Genomic DNA, 22,578 nt, shown 5'->3' on the forward strand with positions numbered 1-22,578 from the left:
TCAGGCTCCCGTCTGCCGCGCACCGGCGCGGCGCTTGTCGACGAGGACGGCCACGGCTCGCAGGTCCGGCTGACGCAGCAGTTCGGGGGCGCGCAGCCGCACGCCGGTCTCCTGCTCGATGGCCGTCAGCAGCCGGGCGGCGACGAGCGACGTGCCTCCGGCGTCGGTGAAGTTGTCGGTGAGAGCGGTCCCGGGGCGGCCGAGGAGGTCGCGTACGGCACGCAGCACGAGCAGCTCGGTGGGCGTAGCGCCGCCGGGCAGGTCGTCGGCGCCGGGCGTGTCGTCGTGGGCGGCTGCCCGGCGGGTCAGCTCGGCCCGGTCCACCTTGCCGTTGGCGTCCAGTGGGTAGGCGTCAACGATCCGGACGGCGGAGGGCACGGCCTGCTCGGGGAGCCAGGCCCTTACCGCCGCCACAAGGGTGTCGGTGTCCGGAGCGGCGCCGGTGGCAGGGCGCACGTACGCGACGAGGCGGGTGTGGCCCTCGGGGGTGCGGGGCGCGGTGACGACGGCGCTGTGCACTGCCGGGTCCTGTTCGAACGCGGCTTCCACTTCGGCCGGTTCGACACGGACGCCGCTGATCTTCACCTGGTCGTCGAGGCGACCGAGGAATTCCAGCTGTCCCTCGGCCGTCATCCGTACGCGGTCACCGGTGCGGTAGAGCCGGCCGGCACCGGGCAGGTCCAGTCCCTCGGGCGGGGCGGTGAAGCGGCGGGCGGTGAGTTCGGGGTCGAGGTAGCCGATCGCCAGGCAGGTTCCCCCGATGCGGAGTTCGCCGTCCTCGCCGCGTGCGACGGGCCGGCCGTCGTCCGAGGTGACGACAACGGTCACGCCCGGTACGGGACGTCCGATGGGCGGCGGCGACTGCTCACCGGCGAGCGGCTCGGTGCCGCGCATCGCGTACGTGGTGGTGACGACGGTGGCTTCGGCCGGTCCGTACGCGTTGTGGACGGTGGCCGTGACGTCGCTGCCCGGACGGCGCCGCATCCGGTCGCCGCCGACGATCAGATGACGCAGTGTCAGGTCCTGGGGCCAGGGACGGTCCAGCAGCGGCTCGATCATCGGGGTGGCCCCGACGGAGACCGTCACGGCGGCGTCGCGCCACCAGTCGGCGAGCACGGCGGGGTCCCAGCGGACGTCGTCGGGGGCGGGGACGAGCGCGGCGCCGGAGGTGAGCCCGGCCCACAGCTCCAGCAGGTGCGGGTCGAACGCGACACCGATGAGCAGGGACTGCCGGTCTCCGGGGGCGAGGCCGGTCTCGGCGCGGTACCAGTCGAGCAGCGCGCCGAGTGAGGGTTCGGCGACGGCGACCGCCTTGGGGCGGCCGGTGGAGCCGGACGTCAGTACGGCGTAGAACGTTCCGGCGGGCGCGCGGCGGGCGTCGGGGCCGGGCGCGGCGAAAGCGGCGACGGCCGTGGCGGCTGCGTTGATGCCCTCGCCGGGCAGCGCCAGGGGCACCTGGTCGGCGGCCCGGTGCCGGGGCGGCAGGACCTCCGGGGCACCGATGAGGCAGACGACGTTCAGGTCCTCGGTGACGGCGTCCGTGCGGCGCTGCCCGGGCCGGGGGCCCAGCGGCAGGTAGACGGCGCCGATCCGGGCGAGGGCGACGGCGGTCACCACGAGAGCGGCGGAGCGGTCGAGGCAGACGCCCACCAGGTCCCCGGGGCGTACGCGGTCGCCCAGTGCGGCGGCGACCCGAGTGGCCGCGGTGTCGAGATCCTGGTAGGTCCAGGTGTGGGTGCCCTCGATCACCGCGGGCGCCTGCGGGGTTCGGCTCACCCACTCCTCGAAGCGGGTGAGCACTCCGGTGCCCGCAGCGGCGGCGCCGTGGGCGATGCTGAGCGGCGCGGCGGTGACGGTGGTGGTCGGGGCGGTCAGGGACTGGGTCATCACGACTCCGTCGAGGTGGTGGCGGCGGCGAGGGCACCGGCCTGGTCGGCGAGCACGGGGTTCCGGAAGAGCAGCCGCAGCGGCGGGCGCTGCCCGAGCCGCGGTTCCAGCCAGGCGGCGAGCTGGGCGGCGAGCAGGGAGTGGCCGCCGGTCCGGAAGAAGTGGGAGGACTCGTCGAAGCGGCTGTGGCCCAGCACTTCGCGCCAGCCCTCGGCGAGCAGCGCGGTCATCGGGTCGGCAGGCTCGGCCGGCTCACGGAAGGCCGGTTCCCCGGGCGCGGCCTCGAGCGCGGCGGCCAGGCGGGACAGCGCCACCCGGTCGGGCTTGCCTCCGGCCAGGGTCGGCATGGTGTCCAGCTTTGCCCAGCGGGCCGGCACGAGGGCGCCGGGCAGCCGCCGGCTCAGCTCGGCGTGGAGCGCCTGCTCGTCCCACGACTCGTGCGCGTCGGCGCTCTCCAGGAAGCCGACGAGCCGGGGTCCGCCGGGAGCTTCCCGGTCGAGCACGACGGCGCAGGACCGGCCGCCGAGCGCCGCGGACGCCGAGGCCTCCACCTCTTCCAGCTCGATGCGGTGGCCGCGCAGCTTGATCTGGTTGTCGCGGCGCCCCAGGAAGTACAGCAGCCCGTCGAGGCCCCGGTAGCCGAGGTCTCCGGTGAGGTAGACCCGCTCTCCGCCGAGCGCGTCGACGGAGACGAAACGGGCGGCCGTGGCCTGCTGGTTACCGACGTATCCCTCTGCGAGTCCCGGTCCCGCCACGGCCAGTTCGCCGACCGCCCCGGACGGCAGCGGCCGGTGGTGGGCGTCCAGGACGTGCACCCGCTCGCCGGGCAGTTCGGTGCCCAGGGGTATCTCCGCGCCGTCGGTGAGGGCGTCGCGGGTGATCTCGTGGACGGTGGAGCTGATGGCCGCCTCCGTGACGCCGTACACGTTGAGCACAGTGGCGTCGGTGTCGGCCAGGAAGTCCCGCATCGCATCGGCGGGAAGGCGTTCGCCGCCGAGCACGAGCAGTCGCGGCGTCCAGCTGCCGTCGCGCAACGCGGGCCGCATCTCCTCGCGGGTGGCGAGGAAGTAGCTCGTGGGCAGGTTGGCGACACTGACGCGGGAGGCGGCCAGCAGGCCGGTGAGCTCGGCTCCGGTGGGCACCTCGTGCTCGGGGACGACGAGGCAGGCCCCGGCGTGCAGCGACGGCAGCACCTCTTCGAGCGCCACGTCGAACGACGGCTGGGCGAACAGCAGGACCCGGTCGCCGGGGCCAAGGCCGAAGCGGTCGGCGGCCGCGGTCAGATGGTGCTCCAGTGCCGCTCGGCCGACGGCGACAGGCTTGGGAAGGCCCGTGGAGCCGGAGGTGTGGATGATGTACGAGGTGCCGGGCACCACTTCGGCCGCGCGCGCCCGGGGCAGCACCGGAGTGCCGACCGTGGCCGCGGGCAGGCCGTCCGGGATCGTCACGGAGCTGTCGGAGGAGGTCAGGACCAGCGCCGGAGCCAGCCTGTTCAGCAGCAGTTCGAGGCGGGCCTGCGGATCGGACGGCGAGAGCGGGCAGTACACGGCGCCGGTCCTCAGGCAGGCCAGCAGGGTGACGACCGAGTCGGCGCCTCGCGGCAGTACGGCTGCCACGGGCTGACCGGCCGTCACTCCGGCGTCGCGCAGCCGCCGGGCGAGCGAGTCGACCTGGATGTCCAGGTCGCCGTAGGTGATGCGGCGGGCACCGATCAGCAGGGCGGGCAGGGCCGGGTCGTGGGCGGCGGCCGGGTCGAGCGGGTCGCCTTCCTGCCGAGCCTGCGCTGTGGCGGGCGGCGGGGTGTCCTCGGGGGCCTCGGGGCGCAGGGGCGCCAGGTCGGCCAAGGCCGTGCCGGGGGCGTCGAGGTAGGACCGCAGCAGGTCCAGGAACCGTCCGGCGAGCAGCTTCGCGACGTCCTCACCGAACAGGTCGGCGTCGTAGTCCCAGACGAGCGTCATGCCTGCGGCGCCGTGACGGGGAGTGACCCCGCGCCGGTCGTCCGGCAGCAGCACCACGTCGAGGTCGAATCGGGTGGTGCCGGTGTTGAACCCCTCGAAGAGCGTGATGTCCAGGCCGGGCACCTCGATCTCCGGGAGCTCGGCGTCGTGCGCGCTGAACATGACGCTGAAGAGGGGGTTGTCGGCGCCCGAGGTGTGCATGCCGAGCGCGCGGGTCAGCTCCTGGACCGGCACCTCCTGATGCGGAAGGGCCCGTATGAGGGTGTCGGTCACCTCGTCCATGGTGTCCTCGGCCGGGGCTGCGGGATCCAGTCGGAGTGGGAGCGGGATGGTGTTGACGAACATGCCGACGGCGTCCTCGAAGCCGCGCGGGCGGTTGCCGACGGCGGTGCCGACGACCATCTGCGAGCGGCCGCTGTACCGGCGCAGGAGCTCGGCGAAGAGTCCGAGGAGGGTGGCGAACGGGGTCAGTCCGCGCGAGCGGGCGTGCTCGCGCAGCCGCTCGGCCAGGTCCGCGCCGATCGACTGGCGCAGCTGTCCGCCGTGGTGCCGTCGCCGCGCGCCGGGCCGGGTCAGCCCCGGCAGCGGCATGTCATGGGCGACATCGCGCAGTTCGGCCGTCCAGTGGTCCAGGCTCTCCGGCGGGAACGGGGACTCTGCCTGCGCACGGACGTGGTCGGCGTACGAGGAAGCGGGCGGCAGCGCGACCGGCTCGCCCAGAACATGGCCCCGGTAGACGCTGAAGACGTCCCTGAGCAGGATCGCGAACGAGTGGCCGTCGTGGATGAGATGGTGCTCGACATGGATGAGCCGGTGCAGGTCGTCCGCGAGCCGGACCAGGGTCCAGCGCAGCAGCGGCGCCTGGAAGGTGTCGAGCGGCGTCTCCGCCTCGGTGCGCAGCAGTTCCCGGAACGCCGTTTCCGGGTCTTCCTCATCGCGGAAGTCGACCGTGCGGAGCCGCGGCGCGCAGGTCTGGGCGACCTGCTGCCCGGGCATCGCCCCTTCGACGGCGACCAGTTCGAGCCGCAGCCCGGCGTGCCGGCCGAGAGCAGCGGTGAGCCCGTGACGCAGGGCATCGGTGTCGAGGGTGCCCCACAGGTCGAGCGCTGCGGTGAAGTTGTAGGCGCGGCTGCCCGGTTGCACCTGTTCGTGCAGCCAGACGATCTCCTGCGAGGAGGAGAGGGGAAGCATGGGCGATCCCTGAGGTTGTCGGGTCGGTCTTCTGTCGGCCGGGCACGGTCGTGTCCGGCGGTGTTCGCACGGGCCGTCCGCGGATCGCGTGGCATGGCCCGGTTGTTCGGCTCTGAAGCGGACGGAGCGGTCGAGAGGTGCACGGGCCGCGGGCTGCCGGGCCCGGTCACCGGGGCCGGCGCGTCAGGTTGCCGCGCATGACGCCCTGACCGAGTCGGCCAGCGCGGCGAAGGCGTGCTCGGCGGTGTGGTCGTCGAGGACCGCGCGGTCCCACACCATGCGCAGCCGCAGTGCGGAGCCCTGGGTGACGGACACGGCGAAGGGGCCGCGTACCGCTCTGCCGTCGACCTGGATCTCGCGGCCTGCCACACCCCCCAGGCGGAGCGGCGGGCGCCGGCGGGCGTCGTCCACGGTCAGCAGGCCGTCGAGCCGGCCGGTCCAGGCGGAGCCGGCGGCCCGGGCGGCGTGCACCACCGCGTCGAAGGGGGTGTCGGCCCGGTCCAGATCGTCCCACCAGGCGTCGGCCGTCACCTCCGCGGCGGGGCTGTGCCCAGTCGCGGCCGGGAAGACGACGGTGTTGAGGAAGCAGCCGAGCACCGGAGCGGCGCCGGACGGGCGACCGCCCCACGGGTAGCCGAGCGGCACCGCATGGCCCGGTCCGTACAGCACCCGCGCGGCCGCCCGGCAGGCGTCGAGCAGATCGGGGAACGGCACCGAGCCGGCGGAGGACGGAAGTTGCAGTTCGGCCGAGCCGCTCGGCAGGGTCCCGGCGGCCGGGCGCTCCGGCCGCGCGGGGGCCTGATCGCATACGGCGCGGAGCCGCTCGCCCCAGTAGGCCATCGCGGAGGCCGATGTGGCACGGTCCTCGGCGTCCAGCTGGAGCAGGACCGCTTCCCGGTAGGCGGCCAGTTCGGCGGCGGTCTCGGCGGGGGACGGTCCTTCGGCGTCGGTGCCCTCGGCGTAGGCGGCGCCGAGTTCCTCCACGATGCGGGCCGGCGACCGGCCGTCGCAGGCGCTGTGGTCCAGGACGACGGCGAGCGTCTCGTCGCCGGTGTGTGCGTCGTCCTGCGTCAGGAACATCCGCAGCGGCGAGCCCTGCGGGGTCCAGTCACCGAGGGCACGGCGCAGCGCCGCTGCCGCGGTCTCCCCCGGGCCGCAAGGCACCCGGGTCACGGGAACGTCCGGCTGCTCCGGTCGGAGCACGGGCGTACCGCGGACGACGACCGGCCGGGCGCGCAGGACCGCGTGCCGGGCCGCCAGGCGGTTCCCGGCCGCAGTGAGACGCTCGACGTCGACGGTGCCGTGCGGGAATGCGAAGAACATCGGCACCAGGTCCGGTCGCCCGGCGGGGTCGAGGGAACGCACCAGTACGAAGCGGCGCTGGGCTCCGGTGACGGGAAGCAGGGCTTCGGCCCCGCTGCCGGTACCGAGTTGCCGGTAGCGGGCGAGGTACTGGCCGGTGATGCTGAGCACGTGATCCTCTCTGTCGTGGCCGGGCCGACCGGGCAGGGCGCGGCGGCCATGTGTGAGGCAAGGGCAGGTCCCGGGCGCCGTCCGAAAGGCGAAGGCGGGTTCTGGACAGGGCAAGGGCGGGTCAGTTGACGGACGCGGTCCGGTCCTCGGCGTCGTGAGCGGTCGCGTCCTGCGCGTCCTCGGCCACCGGCAGGTCGCGCATCCGGCCGAGCGGGGACAGGAGCAGCGGCAGGGGTACGGCGAGGAATCCCGCCGCGCACCAGGCCAGCGCGGTGCGCGGGCCGAAGCTGTCGGCCAGGGCCCCGCCCAGCAGGGCACCGAGCGGGAGGGTGCCCCACATGAGGAACCGCAGCGTGGCGTTCATCCGGCCCAGCAGCCGGGGCGGGCACAGGGCCTGGCGGAAGCTCACCTGGGCGACGTTGTAGACGACGGCTCCGAAGGAGACGACACCGGAGCCGGCGGCGAACAGGACCGCGCCGCTCGCCCCGTTCCCCGACAGCGGCCACAGAAGTGCGAACGGGCCGGTGGCGAGCGCGGACAGCCAGATGATCCGGGCCTGGCCGAGCCGGGAGGCGAGCGTGCCCGCGCAGAACGCACCGGCGAGCCCGCCGACCGCCGAGGCGGACAGCACGAGGCCGACCGCACCCGGCTCCAGCCCGAGCACCCGGACCAGGAAGACGGTCTGGGTGGCCATGAGGACCGCGGTGAAGAAGTTGGCGAGGCCGGTCGTGAGGGCGATGACGCGCAGCAGCGGGTGGCCGGTGACGAAGCGCACGCCCTCGCCGATGTCCTTGCGCAGGGAGGCGCCCGGTACCGGCTCGGGACGGCTCTCCGGCTGCTTGATGCCGAGGAGGAACAGAGCGGACAGGGCATAGCCGACGGCGTCGGCCACGATGGCCAGGTGGGCTCCGAGCAACTGGACGAGTCCGCCGCCGAGCCCTGGGCCCGTCACCTGCGCCGATGAACGGACCGTCTCCAGTGCCCCGTTGCCCGTGACGAGCTGTTCCCTGGGCAGCAGCTGGGGCAGGAAGCTCTGGTGAGCCACGTCGAAGAAGACGGTCGCCACGCCGGTGATCAGGGCGACGGCATACAGCTGGGCCATCGTCAGGACGTCGGCGAGCGCGGCGACGGGGATGCTGGCCATCGCCGCGGCGCGTACCGCGTCGGCCCGGATCATCAGCGGCCGCTTGCGCATACGGTCGGTCCAGGCGCCGGCGGGCAGGCCGATGAGCAGGAACGCTGCGGTCTCGGCGGCCGTCAGCAGACCCACCTGGAAGGCGGACGCCTCGAGTTCGAGCACGGCCACGAGGGGCAGGGCCACGAGGGTGACGTGGGCTCCGAGCTGTCCGGCGGCCGCTCCGGCGAGCAGCAGACGGAAGTCACGCATACGCAGCGGGCCGCCGTCGGCGGCTCGGGGTGTTACGGGCATGTGAACGACACTCACCGTACGGCCGATCGGCAGTCAAAAGCGGATGATCACTTTCGGTCATTTCCTTCACCGTTTTGGCGTCAGGTCAGGAAATATTTCGCCAGATGGGGGCTACGTCCGGATGAATGACGCATGCGCGACCCATCTCGGGACAGCAATCTCCCGCCGCGGACACGCAGCGACAGCTACTGATTACGCACACGACATCACTGGTCCCGTAATGGCCGAAAAATGCCAGCCCTGTTCGCTTGTTGTCGGAATCGCTCGTTCCAGCCGCTATGTGAAGACGGTCCACGACGAGAACGGCGGACCTGGACCGTCGGGCGGGCACCGCCGGCTGCCATGCCGGGGAGCTGTCCCCGGTCATGGCTTGGGTGCCGATGACGCGCAGGAGTCCGAGCTTGTCCGCGGCGTCGCTGCCGGGGACGGCCGTGTAGGCGACGACGCGCAGATCACTGCCCGGAGCCATGAGCACGTCGCAGTCGAGGGTGAGCGTTCCGACGCCGGGGTGGTGGACGGTCTTGGTGTCGGACTCATGGACGCCGACGATTCCGGAGTCCCACAGGTGTGCGAAGCCGGCACTGACGCCCCGCAAGTCCTTGATCAGGGAGCGCAGGTCGGTGTCGGCCGGGTACCGGGCGGTCGCCGCTCTGAGGTCGGCGACCACGGCCGCCTCGAAACGGGCCGTCTGCCCGGGAGTGTGGCCGACCCGGACGGGCAGGCCGGCGAAGTGCCGCCAGCGATGTTGCGTTCGCGTCCGCGCAGCGCGGACGCGTCTCCGAACAGGGCGGCCCACCACGGGCTCCACAGGATCAGGTTCCACGCGGCGTCGTGCACGCTCAGCGGTGCACGGTCCAGCTGGTCGAGCAGCCGCCGGACCCCCGGTGGGATGTGCGCCCCGCGGGAGGTCCTGCTTGCCGAAGCGCTCAGTCCCCGTTCTCCCGGGACCCGCTGCGCGCTGGTTCACCCGGGTGGTCATGGAAGCGGCACCGCCCGGGGCGGGTAGTCAGCAGATCTGTGCCTCCTTTGCCTTCCCGCACCCGACCCTCGACGGAGCCGTCGTGAAATTCGGAGTCTCGACCTTCATCACCGACCAGGGCATCAGCCCGACCGCGCTCGGCCCCGCACTCGAAGAGCGTGCGTTCGACTCGTTGTTCATCGCTGAGCACACCCATATCCCGGCGGACCGCCGGACGCCCTACCCGATGGGTGGTGAGCTGCCGGAGATCTACTACCGCACCCTCGACCCCTTCGTCGCGCTGACCGCGATCGGTGTGGTGACCGAACGGCTGCTTCTGGGCACCGGCATCGCGCTGGTCCCGCAGCGCGACCCGATCACCACGGCGAAGGAGGTGGCCTCGCTCGACCTGGTCTCCGGCGGCCGCGTGATCTTCGGCGTCGGCGTGGGCTGGAACCGCGAGGAGATGAGGAACCACGGCACCGACCCCTCCACCCGCGGCCGGCTCACCGACGAACGGCTGCGCGCCATGCGGGAGCTGTGGACCTCGGAGAGGGCCGAGTTCCACGGCGAGTTCGTGAACTTCGATCCGGTCTTCTCCTGGCCCAAGCCCGTGCAGCGCCCTCATCCGCCGATCTACGTGGGCGGCGGCGAGGGCGCGTTCCGGCGGGTGGCGGAGTTCGGGGACGCATGGCTGGCCGGCAGCGCGCCGCCGCAGGAGCTCGGACCGCAGATCGAGCGGCTGCGCGCCCTTGCCGACCGAGAGGTGCCGGTGACGGTGTACGCGGTTCCCGACGATCCCGAGCAGGTCGAGGGGTACGGCCGTCTCGGCGTCGAGCGGCTGCTGTTCTACGTACCGACCCTGCCCGAACGGGAGACCCTGGAGCACCTCGACCGGCTGGCCGAACTCGCTGCCCGGTACCGGTGAGCCCAGGAGCCCTGACCGCCGTGACCGGCGCGACTGCCGGGAAGGGGTGCGATGCCCGCTCTGACAAGCGCTGAGGCACGGAAGCGGTTCGCAGCGGCACGCATCGCCCACCTCGCAACGGCCGGCACGGCAGCCCACCCGCACCTGGTACCGGTGGTGTTCGCCGTGGACGGCGACACGGTGATGCTGGCCGTGGACCACAAACCGAAGCGGACCACACGGCTGAAACGCCTGGCCAACATCGCCGCCAACCCGTCGGTCTGCCTGCTCGCCGACCACTACGAGGAGGACTGGGACCGCCTGTGGTGGGCCCGGGCCGACGGCGCAGCCCGAGTGCTTCCGTCACCGGACCACTCCCCCGAAGCAGCCCGCTGCATCGACCTGCTCACGGCGAAGTACCGGCAGTACGCCGGGCGGCCACCCGAAGGACCGGTGGTCGAGGTCTCGGTCCTGCGCTGGAGCGGCTGGCGCGCATCGTGACTCGCCCGTCCCTCGTTCACGGTCGACGACCCCGCCGGCGGCCAGGGCGGCGGCATGGTGTCGATTGCGGGCCCGGACATGGACTGCCACTTCGCGGTGACGGCGTGGCGGTGCAGGGTCCGGAACGGGGGTCCGGTGCGATCACGCGCTCGACACGGCACCGAGCGACTGCGTGGACCGGCGTCCGTGGAAGGCGGAGCGGTACGCCTGCGGGGTGGTGCCCACGACCCGCCGGAAGCGTTCCCTGAAGGCTGTCGGTGATCCGAATCCCGCCTGCTGGGCGATGCGTTCGACGGGGTGGTCGGTGTTCTCCAGCAGATACTGGGCCCGCCGCACGCGGGTCCGCAGCAGCCATTGCAGGGGTGTGGTGCCCAGCTGTTCACGGAAGGGGCGGCTGAACGTGCGCCCGCTCATTCCGGAACGCTCGGCCATGACGTCCAGCGTGAGGTCCGTGGCGAGGTTGTCCTCGATCCAGTCCAGCACGGGCTGCAGGCCCGAGCCCTGCGGCACGGGCGGCTGTTCGTGGACGAAGAACTGCGCCTGTCCGCCTTCGCGTTGCAAGGGCATCGCCGTCGGGCCGGTGACGGTTGCCGCCAGCATGTTTCCGCCGGCCGCCCGCCGGGCCCAGACTGCCGGGCACGATGCCGCGTCGCTGGGAACGGTCCGGCTTCTGCACCGCATCTGCCGCGTCTACGCCGGCATCGGTCTGGCCGTGCCGGTGTCCGGGTTCGCCACCGCCGCCGGCCTTGGTGTCCTCGGCGACGCGTGGCTGATCGTCTCCATCGTGCTGACCGCAGGCGCGGCGGGTGTGCTGGGCCTGCTGGTCCTGCCCCGTCAGAAAGCCCTGCTGGAACAGCTCGACGAGGCAGCCGTCCCGGCTGAGCGAAGCCACACGGTACGGCTGGCCATGTTCACGGGCATGTTCAACCTGTTGTGGGCGGTGGTGACCGTCCTGATGATCATCCGCCCCGGCTCGACGACGGGAGCCTGACCGTGAAAGGCCCCGGCAGCCGCGCATGCCAGGGTCCTTTCCTCACACACAGCGACCCTTGGTGAGCGACGAGTGGTGATCATCACAGCCTCGCAGTGCGAGACCCAACTGGCGGGTGCGCTAACGTCATCGAGCAGCAGCGCCCACCCGAAATCCGGGTTTCCCCGAAGCGGGACCAGGCCGGCGCGAAGCGGTGAAACCAGAATGTATTGAGGCCTTCACCGCCCAAGAACACGGCGCAGATAGAAGTTGCCTGACACCTGTTCACCTTCACCGGGGTCGGCGCGCCGCGTGAACAAGGAATATTCGGGAGAGGTTTGTGCACAGCAGTCGCTTAGAGTCCATCGGGGCGTATCTCCCCTCGGTGGTCATGAGTACTCCGGAACTCCTCGCACGCATGGAGAAGGTTCCGGAAGTCGACCTCTTCAAAATCACGGGAATGGCAGAGCGCCGCGTCGCGGACGACACCGCCGAACTCCCGGAGGACTGCCTGACGATGGCAGTCTCGGCAGCTCGCGACTGCCTGGACCGCTCGCGCTACACGGCCGACGAGATCGACATCGTGATCTCCTGCTCCATCAGCCGCACGACGGACGGCCGGCGCCAGCAGTTCGAGCCGTCGTTCGCCCATCGCATCGCCCAGGAGCTCGGCGCGAGCCGTGCCATTCACTTCGACGTCTCCAATGCCTGCGCGGGCATGATGACGGGGGTCTATCTGCTGGACCGGATGATCCGGTCCGGTGAGGTTCGCAGCGGTCTGGTGCTCAGTGGCGAGCACATCACCCCGATCGCCTTCACCGCCGCGCGCGAGATGGAGGACAGCAGGGACCCTCAGTTCGCGTCTCTGTCCGTCGGAGATTCGGCCGTCGCCGTGGTCGTCGACCGCGCCGGCGACGACGCCGACGTCATCCACGACATTGAATTGATGACCTGCTCGGAGTACTCGCACCTGTGCCTGGGCATGCCCAGCGACGACACCGGCGATCTGGCCATGTACACCAACAACAAGATGATGCACGCGGAGGACCGCCTCTCGTTGTGGCCGGCCTTTCACCGCGACAAGCTGGCCGAAGACGGCCGCCGATTCGCCGACGAGGGGTACGACTTCGTCGTCCAGCACCAGGTCGGCAGCCGGTTCGTCGATTTCATGAACCATGTGGGCGAGAACATCTTCGAATCGCCGATGCCGCAGTCGCTGTCGATCCTCGAGAAGTTCGCCAACACCGCGACCACCTCCCATTACCTGGTGCTGCACCAGGCACTCGCCGAACGCCGGATACCCAAGGGGTCCAAGATCCTCCTCGTGCCCGCCGCCTCGGGCGTGGTGACCGGTTTCCTGTCCGCGACCGTCTCCTCGCTGGAGGTATGACATGGCCACCGTCATCACTTCCGCCGCAGTCAGCCCGGCCGGTGACGCCGGCAGCGCGATCGGATACGCGGCGGCCGCCGGCAGTGCCTGCCTCCAAGAGGCGGGGCTCACGCCCGCGGACGTCGATGTGCTGATCAACGTCGGCGTCTACCGCGACTCCAACATCTGCGAGCCGTCCGTCGCCGCGCTCATCCAGAAGCGCATCGGCATCAACCTGGACTACCTGCACGCCACCGACAGGCGGGCCGCGTTCTCGTTCGACCTGATGAACGGGGCCTGCGGTGTCCTGAACGCCGTCCAGGCCGGCGGTGCGCTGCTGGCAGCCGGCAGCGCCCGCCGGGTGCTGGTCGTCTCGGCCGACACCCACCCCTCGACGGACCCGGCAAGGGCAGGCACACCCGAGTTCCCGTACGCCGCCTCAGGTGCGGCACTGCTGCTGGAACGCAGTGACGACGCCCGCGGCTTCGGCCGGGTGCACCACCGGTCGCTGCCGGGCGCGCACGGCGTGAACGGGTATCTGCCCCTGTACGAGGTCGGCTCCGGGGGCCGCAGTAACGTCACTGTCGACCGCGACACCGACGTAGTGGAGCGCATGCTCGATCTTGCGGTCGACTCGGTACGGGGCACTCTGGCGGCCGAGTACGGAGCGGACGCCGCCGAGGCTCCGGCGGCGGCCCTGGACCGCACCCTGCTGATCACCTCCCAGCCGTCGCCCGGCTTCGCCGCCGGCCTCGCCAAACGCCTGGGGCTGGCGTCCGATGCGGCCGTCACAGTCGAAGGCCTCCAGGGCGACCCGCACAGCTCGGCACTCACCTACGCCTTCCGGCAGGCTCAGGACGCGGGCAGATTCGCGGGCCATGACCGGCTCCTCTTCCTCGCCGTCGGCGCGGGGCTGAGTTCGGCAGCCTCGCTCTACCACCTGACCCGCGACACCGGGGGAGCCGCGCTCTGATGCCCGGCACCACAACCGGCCTGCGCCACAGCGCGTTCCTGCCCGAACTGCTTGCCCGGCACGCCTTCCGGACTCCGGACCAGCCGGCCGTCATCCATCCGGACGAGCGGCGGGAGTCAGCGGGCCGGCCCGCCTACACCACGGTCGGCTATGCCGAGTTCGCCGCCGGGGTCACCGCGAGCGCCGCCGGTCTCAAGGAACACGGCATCGGGCGCGGGACCCGTACCGCCTTGCTGGTGACTCCTGGCGCCGACCTGCTCACCCTGGTGTTCGCCTTGATGCACATCGGCGCGGTTCCGGTGGTGGTCGATCCCGGTATGGGGCTCGGCCGCATGCTGGACTGCATCCACCGGGTGGGTGTCCACGCGTTCATCGGCGTACCGTCGGCGCACGTCCTCCGGCGCCTGCGCCCGCGTGCCTTCGCCGGCGTGCAGAGCGTGATCAAGGTGGGTGGGAGCGGCAGCGGTCTCGAGGAGCTGACCGCCCTCGGTGCAGGTCTGCCGCAGCTGCCTCCGCTGAAGTCCGGGCCGGAGGACCTCGCGCTGATCGGCTACACCACCGGCAGTACCGGCCCGGCCAAGCCGGTCGAGATCACCGTCGGCATGCTGCGGGGAATGGCATACGGCGTCGAGAGCGGCCACTTCACCGCCGACATGACCACCACCCTGCTCACCCTGCCGCTGATGGGTGTGTTCGACCTCGCGGCGGGCCGCACGGTGGTCGTGCCGAAGATGAACATGGGCCGCGTCGGCGCCGCCGACCCCGCACTGCTGACCGACGCGATCCAACGCTTCGACGTGAACGCCATGTTCGCCTCTCCCGCCCTGCTGGGCCCGCTCTCCGGCCATCTGGCCACCGCGGGCACCCGGGTGCCGTCGCTGCGTCTGATCGTCTCCGGCGGTGCTCCGGTGAGCCCCGAGCTGATGGGCGCCCTGCGTGCCGTACTGCCGGACGAGGCACGTGTGTTCAGTACCTACGGGGCGACCGAGGCGCTGCCGATGGCACTGATCGAGAGCCGGGAGGCGCTGTCCGGCCCGGCCGACGGCCCGGCCGACGGCCTGGGTGTCTGTGTGGGCAGGCCCGCGCCCGGCACATCGGTCCGCACCATCGAGGTCAGCGACGGGCCGGTCCCCGGCTGGACGCCCGAACTGCCAGTGGTGGACGGTGAGATAGGCGAGATCGTCGTCAGCGGCCAGGCGGTCAGCCCGCGCTACTTCCAGTCGCCCCAGGCCGACGCCGAGCACAAGATCCAGGAGGGCGAGCGTCGTTGGCACCGCACCGGTGACGTCGGATGGATCGACGGCCAGGGGCGCATCTGGTTCTGCGGACGCAAGAGCCACCGCGTCCGCGCAGCGGGCGGCGACCTGCACACGGTGCGCTGCGAAGGCGTGTTTGCCGCCCATCCGCAGGTCAGGCGGGCAGCGCTGGTGGGCTTCGGCCCGCACGGCGCGCAGTGGCCGGTGCTGTGTGTGGAGCTCGTGCCGGGCACGGGGCGGCAACACTGGCCCAGGATCGAGAGCGAGTTGCGCGCACTGGGTGCGAGCAACCCGGTGACCAAGTCGATCTCGGACTTCCTGCCGCACCCCGCGTTTCCCGTGGACGTCCGTCACAACGCCAAGATCCGCCGGGAGCTGCTCGCCGGCTGGGCCGAGGACCGGCTCACCGGAAGCCGCCGACCGACCGCCGTCGACCGGGCGGTGAGCACCGTGCCGCTGCTCGGCTGGGCCTACCTGGCCCTCTGGCCGCTGCTGCCCTGGGAGCATGCGGCACTGACCGCCCTGTGGTGGGTCGACGCCTTCCTGAGCGTCGTCGTCCATGCGGCCCAGATTCCGTCCGCGCTGCGCGCGGAGCAGGAACTGGCCACCGGGCGACGGCCATGGGCGACGGCCGCACTCACGATGGTGTTCGGAGCGACATGGTGGCGCCGACGCAGCCGCCGGACGAAGGGTGCCGCCGCGTGAAGGTACTGGTGACGGGTGCGTCCGGGTTCCTGGGCAGCCACATTGTCGACGCCTGCGTACGCGCCGGCGACGACGTGCGGGTCCTGGTGCGCCAAGAGAGCGATCTGAGCCATCTGCGCACCGTTCCCGGCGTCGAGTTCGCGTACGGGGATCTGCGCGACGCCGCCTCGGTGCGACGCGCGATGGAGGGCGTCGATGTCGTGCACCACAGCGCGGCCCGGGTCACGGACCGGGGCACCCGGGCACAGTTCTGGGACGAGAATGTCGCGGGTACACAGCGCCTCGTGTCGGCGGCCCGGGCAGCCGGCGCACGGCGTTTCGTGTTCATCAGCAGTCCCAGTGCGCTGATGGGTGTCCGCGGGGGTGACCGGCTCGACATCGACGAGAGCGAGCCGTTCCCCGCACGCCACTTGAATCTCTACTCGGAGACCAAGGCCGCCGCGGAGCGCCTTGTCCTGGCCGCGGACCATACGGACTTCACCACCGTCGCGCTGCGCCCGCGCGCCGTGTGGGGCCCGCGTGACCACTCCGGCTTCATGCCGCGCCTGATCGCGAAGATGATGACGGGCAGCCTGCCCGATCTCTCCGGTGGCAGGCAGGTGTACGCCTCGCTGTGCTACTGCGAGAACGCCGCCGATGCCTGTGTGCGGGCGGCGCGGGCCGGCGGCGTCGGCGGCCGGGCGTACTTCATCGCCGACGAGAAACCGGTGGAGATCTGGAGCATGCTCGCCCTCCTCGCGGAACGGTTCGGCGGCAAGCCCCCCACCAGGCAGGTCTCGCACGGCGTGCTGCGCGCGCTCGCCTTCACGGCCGACATGGTCTGGAAACTGCCGCCCCTGGCCAAGCACTCCTCGCCGCCGCTCTCCCGGTACTCGCTGGCCCTGCTGACCCGTTCGGCGACGTACGACACGTCGGCGGCGCGGCGGGATCTGACCGCGCCGCTGGTGGACCACGACACGGGGATGGGCCGGCTGGAGACCTGGATCGACAGCATCGGCGGCGTCAACGAGTTCATCAGGAAGGTGAAGTAGTCATGACCGCGCAGCACGTCGGTACGGGCAGCGGTGCCAGGAGCGCTCCCCGCGGCCGGGCCGCCTTCCGCCGTCCCGTCTCGGCGACCGAGTGGTCCTATCTGGCTGCCGCCCGGCTCGGTGAGCTGCTGGTGCTCCAGCTGGTGGTCGAGGGCTCGGGGCGGATCGACGCCCTGGCCCTGAGCCGGGCTGTGGCAGAGGCATCGGTGTCCTGCCCGGGCTCACGGCTGGTCCGCCGCGGCAGGATGTGGGTCGACAGCGGGCGCGCGGCCCGCGTCGTGGTCGCCGACGGAAGCGGATTCGACCGCACGACGCTCACGGGCCTGCCGGAACTCTCCGGGCCGCTGGCGGAGTCGGAGGGCCGCCCGGGCTGCGAAGTGCTGCTGCTCACCGGCGAACCGGGCACGGTCGTCTTCCGCGCCTCGCACGCCGTGATGGACCTCAAGGGCACGGCCATGTGGGCCGGCGAGGTGTTCCGCGCTCTGCGCGGTGAACCGCTGCACGGCGCCGCCGACGTGCTGGCCGACTACGCGCTGCTGGACAGGGTGGGGCGGCCCGGGCGGCGGCCGCGCCTCGGGCTCGACCAGCGCTCGCCGCTGGGCGGCCGCCCGGGAAACGGCACCGTATGGCGGCGGCGTACGGTCGCGGGCCGGCACGCGGCACTGGCGGCGAAGGTGGCGGCCACGATGGCCGGCGCGGTCCAGGGCCCCGCGGCCCGGATCATGATCCCGGTGGATCTGCGGCGGCACGCTCCCGGCGTGTCGTCGACGGCCAACCTGGCCCTGCCGGTGTTCCTCGACATCCCGGGCGGCCAGGAACCGGATGCGGTCCACCGGCGGTTGCTCGACGCACTGGCCTCCCAGCAGGAGCTGGCCGCCGGGGCGGAGGCGGCACTGGCCCGCCTGCCCCTGCCCGCAGCCGCGGCGCTGGTCGGTGCCTCGCGCGCCGCCACCTCGGCACGGCACCGCTATCTGGCATCGGCCATCGTGTCGAACTCGGGCCGGCTGGCGCTCGAGGACTTCAGCACAGCGGAGTTCACCGCGACGACCGCGTACGCCCTGCCGGTGCACGCGCCCCTGATTCCGGTCAGCGTCGCGCTGCTGGAACTGCCCGAGCACACCGAACTGGTGGTCTCCGCCCGCGGGCCGGCGGACGTCGGCGAGCGCTGCGAGGCGCTGCTGGACCGTGTCGGGTCCGCGCTGTCCGCGCCGGGCCCGGCCGCCCCGTCCCCGTACACGCGGCCCCTGGCACCGCCGCGGGAGCCGAGCGCGGCCGGCCTGCTGCTCGAACCCGGCCCCGGCGGCCTGCCTTCCCTGCACACCACCGTGGTGCAGTTGTTCCGGGCGCAGGCCGCCCGCCGTCCGGACGCACCGGCTGTGCTCTGCGACCAGCTGCGATGGTCGTACGCGGACCTGGACCGCCGCTCCGACGCCGTCGCGACCGCACTGCTCGCCCGCGGAGTGGGGCGCGGCGAGATCGTCGGTGTCCTCGCGGACCGCTCGGCAACGGGCCTTGCCGGAGTCTGGGGCGTCCTGAAAGCGGGCGCGGCCTTCCTGCCCGTCGACATACGCAATCCCCCGCGGCGCGTCCAGGAGTTGCTGCACGACGCGCAGGCACGCTTCTGTCTCACGGACGCGGACTTCCGCGCGGCGGCGCAGAGCAGCGACTGCACGGCAGTGCTCCTGGCGGACGTCGCAGGCGACGACGCGGCCGTCGACGAGCGCCACCGGGCGGCCCTGACGGCTGCCGCTCCCGGGCCGGACGATCTGGCGTACGTCATCTACACCTCGGGTTCCACCGGGAAGCCCAAGGGCGTGCAGATCGAGCACCGAAGCCTGGTCAATGTCGTCGGCTGGATATCCCCGTTCATGCGGTGCGACGAAGAGACCCGGGCCGCGTACTCCTTCTCCCCCGGCTTCGACCTCTCGATCATGCAGATCTTCCCGCCGCTGGTGCACGGTGGGGCGGTCGTACCCGTGCCCGGCGAACTCGACCACCTCAAGCTGCGTCAGATGTTCTCCGGGGGTCTGGCCAACACCCTCGGGATGACCCCGACCCACCTCGACCTGGCGGCACGCCTTGGCATCCGGCCTTCGGGTGTCCGGGCCCTGCAGGTCGGCGGTGAGAACCTCACCGCGGCAGCCGCCCGCCGGGCGTACGAGTCCTTCGGACCCGACTGCCTGTTCGTCAACATCTACGGTCCGACGGAAGCGACGGTGGCCTGCACGGTCGCCGTCATCGGCGGCATCGCCGACCGCCCGTCCGCGCCGATCGGAGTGCCGGTGCACCGCACCTGCGTGAACGTACTGGACGAGCGGGGGAACGAGGTCCCGGACGGCGAGCTGGGCGAGCTCCATGTGACCGGCGTCCAACTGGCCCGCGGCTACCTCGGCCGCCCCGAACTGACGGCCGACCGGTTCATCCGTCTCCCGGACGGCCGGCGTGCCTACCGCACCGGTGACCTGGTGCTCCGCCTGCCCGACGGGCAGTTGGAGTACGCGGGCCGGATCGACTCCCAGGTCAAGATCCGCGGTCACCGGGTCGAGCCGGGCGAGGCCGAGGCGGCGCTCACCGCTCTGCCGGCCGTCGCGCAGGCCGCGGTGGTGGCCCGCAGCAGACACGACACCGGCGGGCAGGCGCTGTGCGCCTTCGTGGTTCCCGCCGAGGGTGCCCGCTTCGACGAGGCGGCCGTACGGGCGGACCTGGAGCAGTCGTTGCCCTCCCATCTCGTGCCCTCGGTGGTGCGTGCGGTCCCCCGGTTGCCGGAGACGGCCAGCGGCAAGACGGACCGCAACGCGCTGCCGAATCCGTTCGGCGACGCCGTCGCAGAGCAGGAGCAGGAGCAGGGGCAGGAGCAGGAGCAGGAGCAGCCGACCGTCCCGGCAGCCTCCGCCGCGGGACCGGATGCTCCTTCGCGCGGGGACGGTCCGGGACCCGGCATCGCAGCGGTGACAGCGGACATCTGGGCCCGCATCCTGCGCTGCGATGCCACGGACCTCGATGCCTCGTCCGACTTCCATGCGCTGGGCGGCGACTCGCTCGCCGTCCTGGAGATGCTGGCCGCACTCGGCGAAGAGCTACTGGGGCAGGCCGCCGAGCGGCAGTTCGTGGACCGGCTCGGGTCCCTGAGCGAGCATCTGACGCTGGGCCGGGTCGTCGGGACCGTCGAGGCGCTGCGGAGCACATCGTGATCTTCGTCGGAGAAGGCGCGCTGCTCTGGCGCGCCGTGCAGCACACGCTCGACAGCAACCTCCCCGTGGACCTGGTCTGCGGCCCCGCCTCCTGCGCACCCGCGGCCCTGCCCGGCGTCCGCTTTCGGGCCGTTGCCGACATCAACTCCGTCGCCGGCGAACTGGTCGCTGCCTGCACGGACGCAGTGGTGTGGTCGATCAACAACCGGATGATCTTCCGCGCGCCGGTGCTGTCCACCGGGCTACGCGTCCTGAACATCCACCACGGCCCGCTGCCCGGCTATCGGGGACTGCCCGAAGTGGCTCTGGTGTACGCGATGCTGCACGGCGAGCGGGAGTTCGCCGCGACACTCCACCAGGTGGACGAGGGCATCGACACCGGCCCCACCCTGGCCGCCGACTCCTATCCGATCGGCCCGGACGAGCCGTACCACGTGGTGCTGCGCCGCGGACTGCAGACCTGTCACCAGCTCTTCGAGCGCTGTGTTCCCCTCGTGGCCGCCGACCCGGCCTGGGCCGGCGAGCCCACCCGGCCCACCGGCGACGAGCGCGGCGGCTACTTCGGCCGCAAGGCACTGGCGCGCCTTCACCAGCACCGCGACAACCCCCACTTCAGCCGCGCCACGGACCTGGGCTTCCTGGCCGGCTACCTCCCGGAGCTCTCCACAGCACTGCGATGATGCGGGCGGTCCCGACTCCCGCACGGGCGGGGCGGGGACCGTCGGGGCACGGCACGGGCCTGAGCGCGCCGGCACCGGAGGAGTACCAGCGGCCCGAGACGGTCACGGTGCGGCTGCGACGAGGCCCGGGCGAGGGCTGAGCCGAGGCGCACCGATCACCGGCGGCGGCACGAAAGAGCCGGCTCACCCAGCGTCCGGGCGTCCCCGGCCTGTCGGGGCCGGGGACGCTTCGGTGGACCCGCAACGAACGCGTGGCGCAACCGGGCCGTCGCTAGGCCGACGACGACGCCTGCTCCAGGACGAACACGGGGATCTCACGGTCCGTCTTCTCCTGATAGGCGGCGTAGTCGGGGAACGCGGCAACCGCGCGCTCCCACCACAGCGCCTTCTCGTCCCCGCTCACCTCGCGGGCGGTCATGTCCCGGCGCACCGGGCCGTCCTGAAGTTCGACATGCGGGTCAGCGACGACGTTGTGGTACCAGACGGGGTGCTTCGGCGCCCCACCGAGCGAGGCGACGACCGCGTAACGCCCGTCGTGCTCCACCCGCATGAGCGGGGTCTTGCGGATCTTGCCGCTCTTGGCGCCGCGGGTGGTCAGCACGATGACGGGCATGCCCCGCATCGTGGTGCCCTCGGTGCCGCCGGAGCTCTCGTACAGCTCGACCTGGTCACGCACCCACTGCTCCGGACTCGGCTCGTACTCACCCTTGAGAGGCATGTTCTGCTCCAGCCGTCGATCGAATCGGAAATCCTGCGTACGTCGGGTCAGGGCTTGAGGCTGCCGACGACGCTGGCGGTGGCGGCGATGCCTTCCTGGATGCTCGGCGCCATGCTGGTGCCGGCGAGGAAGAAGCCGAGCAGGGCGCAGACCACCGCATGAGTCATCTTCAGCCCGCCGTTTCGCAGAAAGATCACCGCGAGCACCAGCAGGAACAGCACCAATGAGATCGAAATGGCCATCGCCAACCTCCTTTGCCGCGCCGGGAATGCGGCATTCGGCGGCCAGTGTGGCGTAGGCGAGGGCCCGTACGGCCGACTGGCATGTCCGCCGAACGGGTGACTGTGCTCAGCGGTCGTGGACGCGCAGGAAGCTTTCCAGACCGGCGAGGTCGTCCGTGTTCAGATGGTCGACGCCGGCGGCCAGCAGCTCCCGCCACAGCGCGTCACGCGCGGGCCCCGGCACATCGGGGGTGGCCCAGAAGCGGACGCGTCGGCCACCGTGGTGGGCGGTGCGGACCAGCTCGTGCAGCCTGTCCCGCTCCGCGGCCGGAAAGGGGCCGGTGCCGAGCCAGCTGAAGCTCTGCGTCCAGTTGCTGGAGATCAGCGGTATGAAGGAGGCGGGGGCCGGCTCTCCGGCGGCCAGATCATCGAGGCGTCCGTCGTAGAACGCGTACCGCACGGACTGGGCCTCCATGGGGACCCTGGCCGCGCGGTCGCCGGAGACGACGGGGGTGACGGCGCCCATGCGGACGTGCCCGTGGGCGTACCGGCTCAGCATCTGCCGGTAGGAGCGCAGTTGGCGGTCGAGTTCCAGGTAGGCGTTGACACCGTCGGTCTTGATGTCGATCAGCAGCTGGACGGGACGGCGGTAACCCCGGTGCACGCAACCGTGGTTGGCGCGCACGCGGGCGAGCAGCGGGTCGAGGTACAGCGAGCGCAGAGTGCGGGTGGGGTCGAGCTGGGCCGGCTCGTGGGCGACGAGCAGGTCCCCGTTCACCAGGAAGATGTCGGCCTCGACACTGGTGAAGGCGTGCGACAGGGCGTCGTGCAGGGGCCTTTGGTGCAGATAGTCGTTGTGGGCGTGGGCCCGGCGCAGCGGCTTGGGGCGGGGGGTGGGGTCGCTTCGCTCCGCGGCTCCGGCCTGGGCACGCAGGGCGACGGCGCCTGCGAGTGCGGCGGTGAGAGTGGTGACGGCTCTGCGGCGGCTGGTCAGCACGGTGATGCCTCCTGGCTCTGCGGGTCGGGAGGGACATCGGCGAGTATCCGCCGGGACGGCCGTCAACCGGCAGGGGGGGCGTGCAGAGTTCGGCCATCTGTCATGTGGCGGTGAACTCACAGCGCCCAAAGACGCACGAAGGCCGCCGCACCGTCGGGCGGTG

At 72.0% G+C, this 22,578-nt stretch carries 18 protein-coding genes and 1 pseudogene; 9 read left to right on the forward strand and 10 right to left on the reverse strand.

Annotated features, from left to right (window positions below):
- The 6 genes from OHS70_RS01910 to OHS70_RS01935 form a co-directional block, all read right to left on the reverse strand.
- Entirely contained in the window at positions 1–1,887 is a 1,887-nt protein-coding gene (locus OHS70_RS01910; protein WP_328392927.1) for a non-ribosomal peptide synthetase, read from the reverse strand.
- Complete coding sequence (locus tag OHS70_RS01915; RefSeq protein WP_328392929.1) at positions 1,887–5,036, reverse strand: non-ribosomal peptide synthetase; 3,150 nt, start codon at positions 5,034–5,036, stop codon at positions 1,887–1,889. Before OHS70_RS01915 ends, OHS70_RS01910 begins: the two co-directional genes overlap by 1 nt.
- Before the next feature lie 183 nt (positions 5,037–5,219).
- The gene (locus tag OHS70_RS01920; RefSeq protein WP_328392931.1) at positions 5,220–6,509 is read right to left on the reverse strand and encodes a non-ribosomal peptide synthetase; all 1,290 of its coding nucleotides are present in this window, start codon (positions 6,507–6,509) and stop codon (positions 5,220–5,222) included.
- A gap of 121 nt (positions 6,510–6,630) precedes the next feature.
- On the reverse strand, positions 6,631–7,938 hold the full coding sequence (locus tag OHS70_RS01925; protein WP_328392933.1) for an MFS transporter: 1,308 nt from the start codon (positions 7,936–7,938) through the stop codon (positions 6,631–6,633).
- Positions 7,939–8,023: 85 nt separating this feature from the next.
- Positions 8,024–8,605 carry an MmyB family transcriptional regulator gene (locus OHS70_RS01930; RefSeq protein ID WP_328392935.1) on the reverse strand — a complete coding sequence of 194 codons (582 nt, stop codon included), beginning with the start codon at positions 8,603–8,605 and terminating at the stop codon, positions 8,024–8,026.
- Positions 8,542–8,775, reverse strand: coding sequence for a hypothetical protein (locus OHS70_RS01935; RefSeq protein ID WP_328392937.1), 234 nt, complete (start codon positions 8,773–8,775; stop codon positions 8,542–8,544). The genes OHS70_RS01930 and OHS70_RS01935 overlap by 64 nt, the downstream gene beginning before the upstream one ends.
- A gap of 224 nt (positions 8,776–8,999) precedes the next feature.
- On the opposite strand from OHS70_RS01935, the gene OHS70_RS01940 reads away from it, so the two are divergent.
- Positions 9,000–9,824, forward strand: a complete 825-nt coding sequence (locus OHS70_RS01940; protein WP_328392939.1) for an LLM class F420-dependent oxidoreductase — start codon at positions 9,000–9,002, stop codon at positions 9,822–9,824.
- A 51-nt stretch (positions 9,825–9,875) separates the two neighbouring features.
- Positions 9,876–10,304, forward strand: a complete 429-nt coding sequence (locus tag OHS70_RS01945; protein ID WP_328392941.1) for a TIGR03668 family PPOX class F420-dependent oxidoreductase — start codon at positions 9,876–9,878, stop codon at positions 10,302–10,304.
- Between the two features lie 141 nt (positions 10,305–10,445).
- Here OHS70_RS01945 and OHS70_RS01950 read toward each other — a convergent pair.
- Positions 10,446–10,874 (reverse strand): annotated as a pseudogene (locus OHS70_RS01950) (GlxA family transcriptional regulator); the annotation flags it as partial.
- A 28-nt stretch (positions 10,875–10,902) separates the two neighbouring features.
- On the opposite strand from OHS70_RS01950, the gene OHS70_RS01955 reads away from it, so the two are divergent.
- The 7 genes from OHS70_RS01955 to OHS70_RS01985 all read left to right on the forward strand — a co-directional run bounded on the left by OHS70_RS01955 (position 10,903) and on the right by OHS70_RS01985 (position 20,479).
- Positions 10,903–11,295 carry a DUF2269 family protein gene (locus OHS70_RS01955; protein WP_328392943.1) on the forward strand — a complete coding sequence of 131 codons (393 nt, stop codon included), beginning with the start codon at positions 10,903–10,905 and terminating at the stop codon, positions 11,293–11,295.
- 370 nt (positions 11,296–11,665) lie between these two features.
- Entirely contained in the window at positions 11,666–12,664 is a 999-nt protein-coding gene (locus tag OHS70_RS01960) for a 3-oxoacyl-ACP synthase III family protein (protein ID WP_328392945.1), read from the forward strand.
- A 1-nt stretch (position 12,665) separates the two neighbouring features.
- Positions 12,666–13,616: a hypothetical protein gene (locus tag OHS70_RS01965; RefSeq protein ID WP_328392947.1), complete on the forward strand. Its 951-nt coding sequence runs from the start codon at positions 12,666–12,668 to the stop codon at positions 13,614–13,616.
- The gene (locus OHS70_RS01970) at positions 13,616–15,577 is read left to right on the forward strand and encodes a fatty acid CoA ligase family protein (RefSeq protein WP_328392949.1); all 1,962 of its coding nucleotides are present in this window, start codon (positions 13,616–13,618) and stop codon (positions 15,575–15,577) included. The genes OHS70_RS01965 and OHS70_RS01970 overlap by 1 nt, the downstream gene beginning before the upstream one ends.
- On the forward strand, positions 15,574–16,608 hold the full coding sequence (locus tag OHS70_RS01975) for an NAD-dependent epimerase/dehydratase family protein (protein WP_328392951.1): 1,035 nt from the start codon (positions 15,574–15,576) through the stop codon (positions 16,606–16,608). The genes OHS70_RS01970 and OHS70_RS01975 overlap by 4 nt, the downstream gene beginning before the upstream one ends.
- 2 nt (positions 16,609–16,610) lie before the next feature.
- Entirely contained in the window at positions 16,611–19,799 is a 3,189-nt protein-coding gene (locus tag OHS70_RS01980; RefSeq protein WP_328392953.1) for a non-ribosomal peptide synthetase, read from the forward strand.
- Positions 19,796–20,479 carry a formyltransferase family protein gene (locus OHS70_RS01985; protein ID WP_328392955.1) on the forward strand — a complete coding sequence of 228 codons (684 nt, stop codon included), beginning with the start codon at positions 19,796–19,798 and terminating at the stop codon, positions 20,477–20,479. The genes OHS70_RS01980 and OHS70_RS01985 overlap by 4 nt, the downstream gene beginning before the upstream one ends.
- A 271-nt stretch (positions 20,480–20,750) precedes the next feature.
- On the opposite strand, the gene OHS70_RS01990 is transcribed toward OHS70_RS01985, so the two are convergent.
- The 3 genes from OHS70_RS01990 to OHS70_RS02000 all read right to left on the reverse strand — a co-directional run bounded on the left by OHS70_RS01990 (position 20,751) and on the right by OHS70_RS02000 (position 22,415).
- A complete protein-coding gene (locus tag OHS70_RS01990; RefSeq protein ID WP_328392958.1) occupies positions 20,751–21,197 on the reverse strand; it encodes a nitroreductase family deazaflavin-dependent oxidoreductase in 447 nt (148 codons plus the stop codon).
- A 47-nt stretch (positions 21,198–21,244) separates the two neighbouring features.
- Entirely contained in the window at positions 21,245–21,439 is a 195-nt protein-coding gene (locus OHS70_RS01995) for a hypothetical protein (protein WP_328392960.1), read from the reverse strand.
- 106 nt (positions 21,440–21,545) lie between these two features.
- Positions 21,546–22,415, reverse strand: coding sequence for a phosphatidylinositol-specific phospholipase C/glycerophosphodiester phosphodiesterase family protein (locus tag OHS70_RS02000; RefSeq protein WP_328392962.1), 870 nt, complete (start codon positions 22,413–22,415; stop codon positions 21,546–21,548).
- Between the last annotated feature and the right edge of the window lie 163 nt (positions 22,416–22,578).

Source organism: Streptomyces sp. NBC_00390 (assembly GCF_036057275.1).
GTDB lineage: Bacteria > Actinomycetota > Actinomycetes > Streptomycetales > Streptomycetaceae > Streptomyces.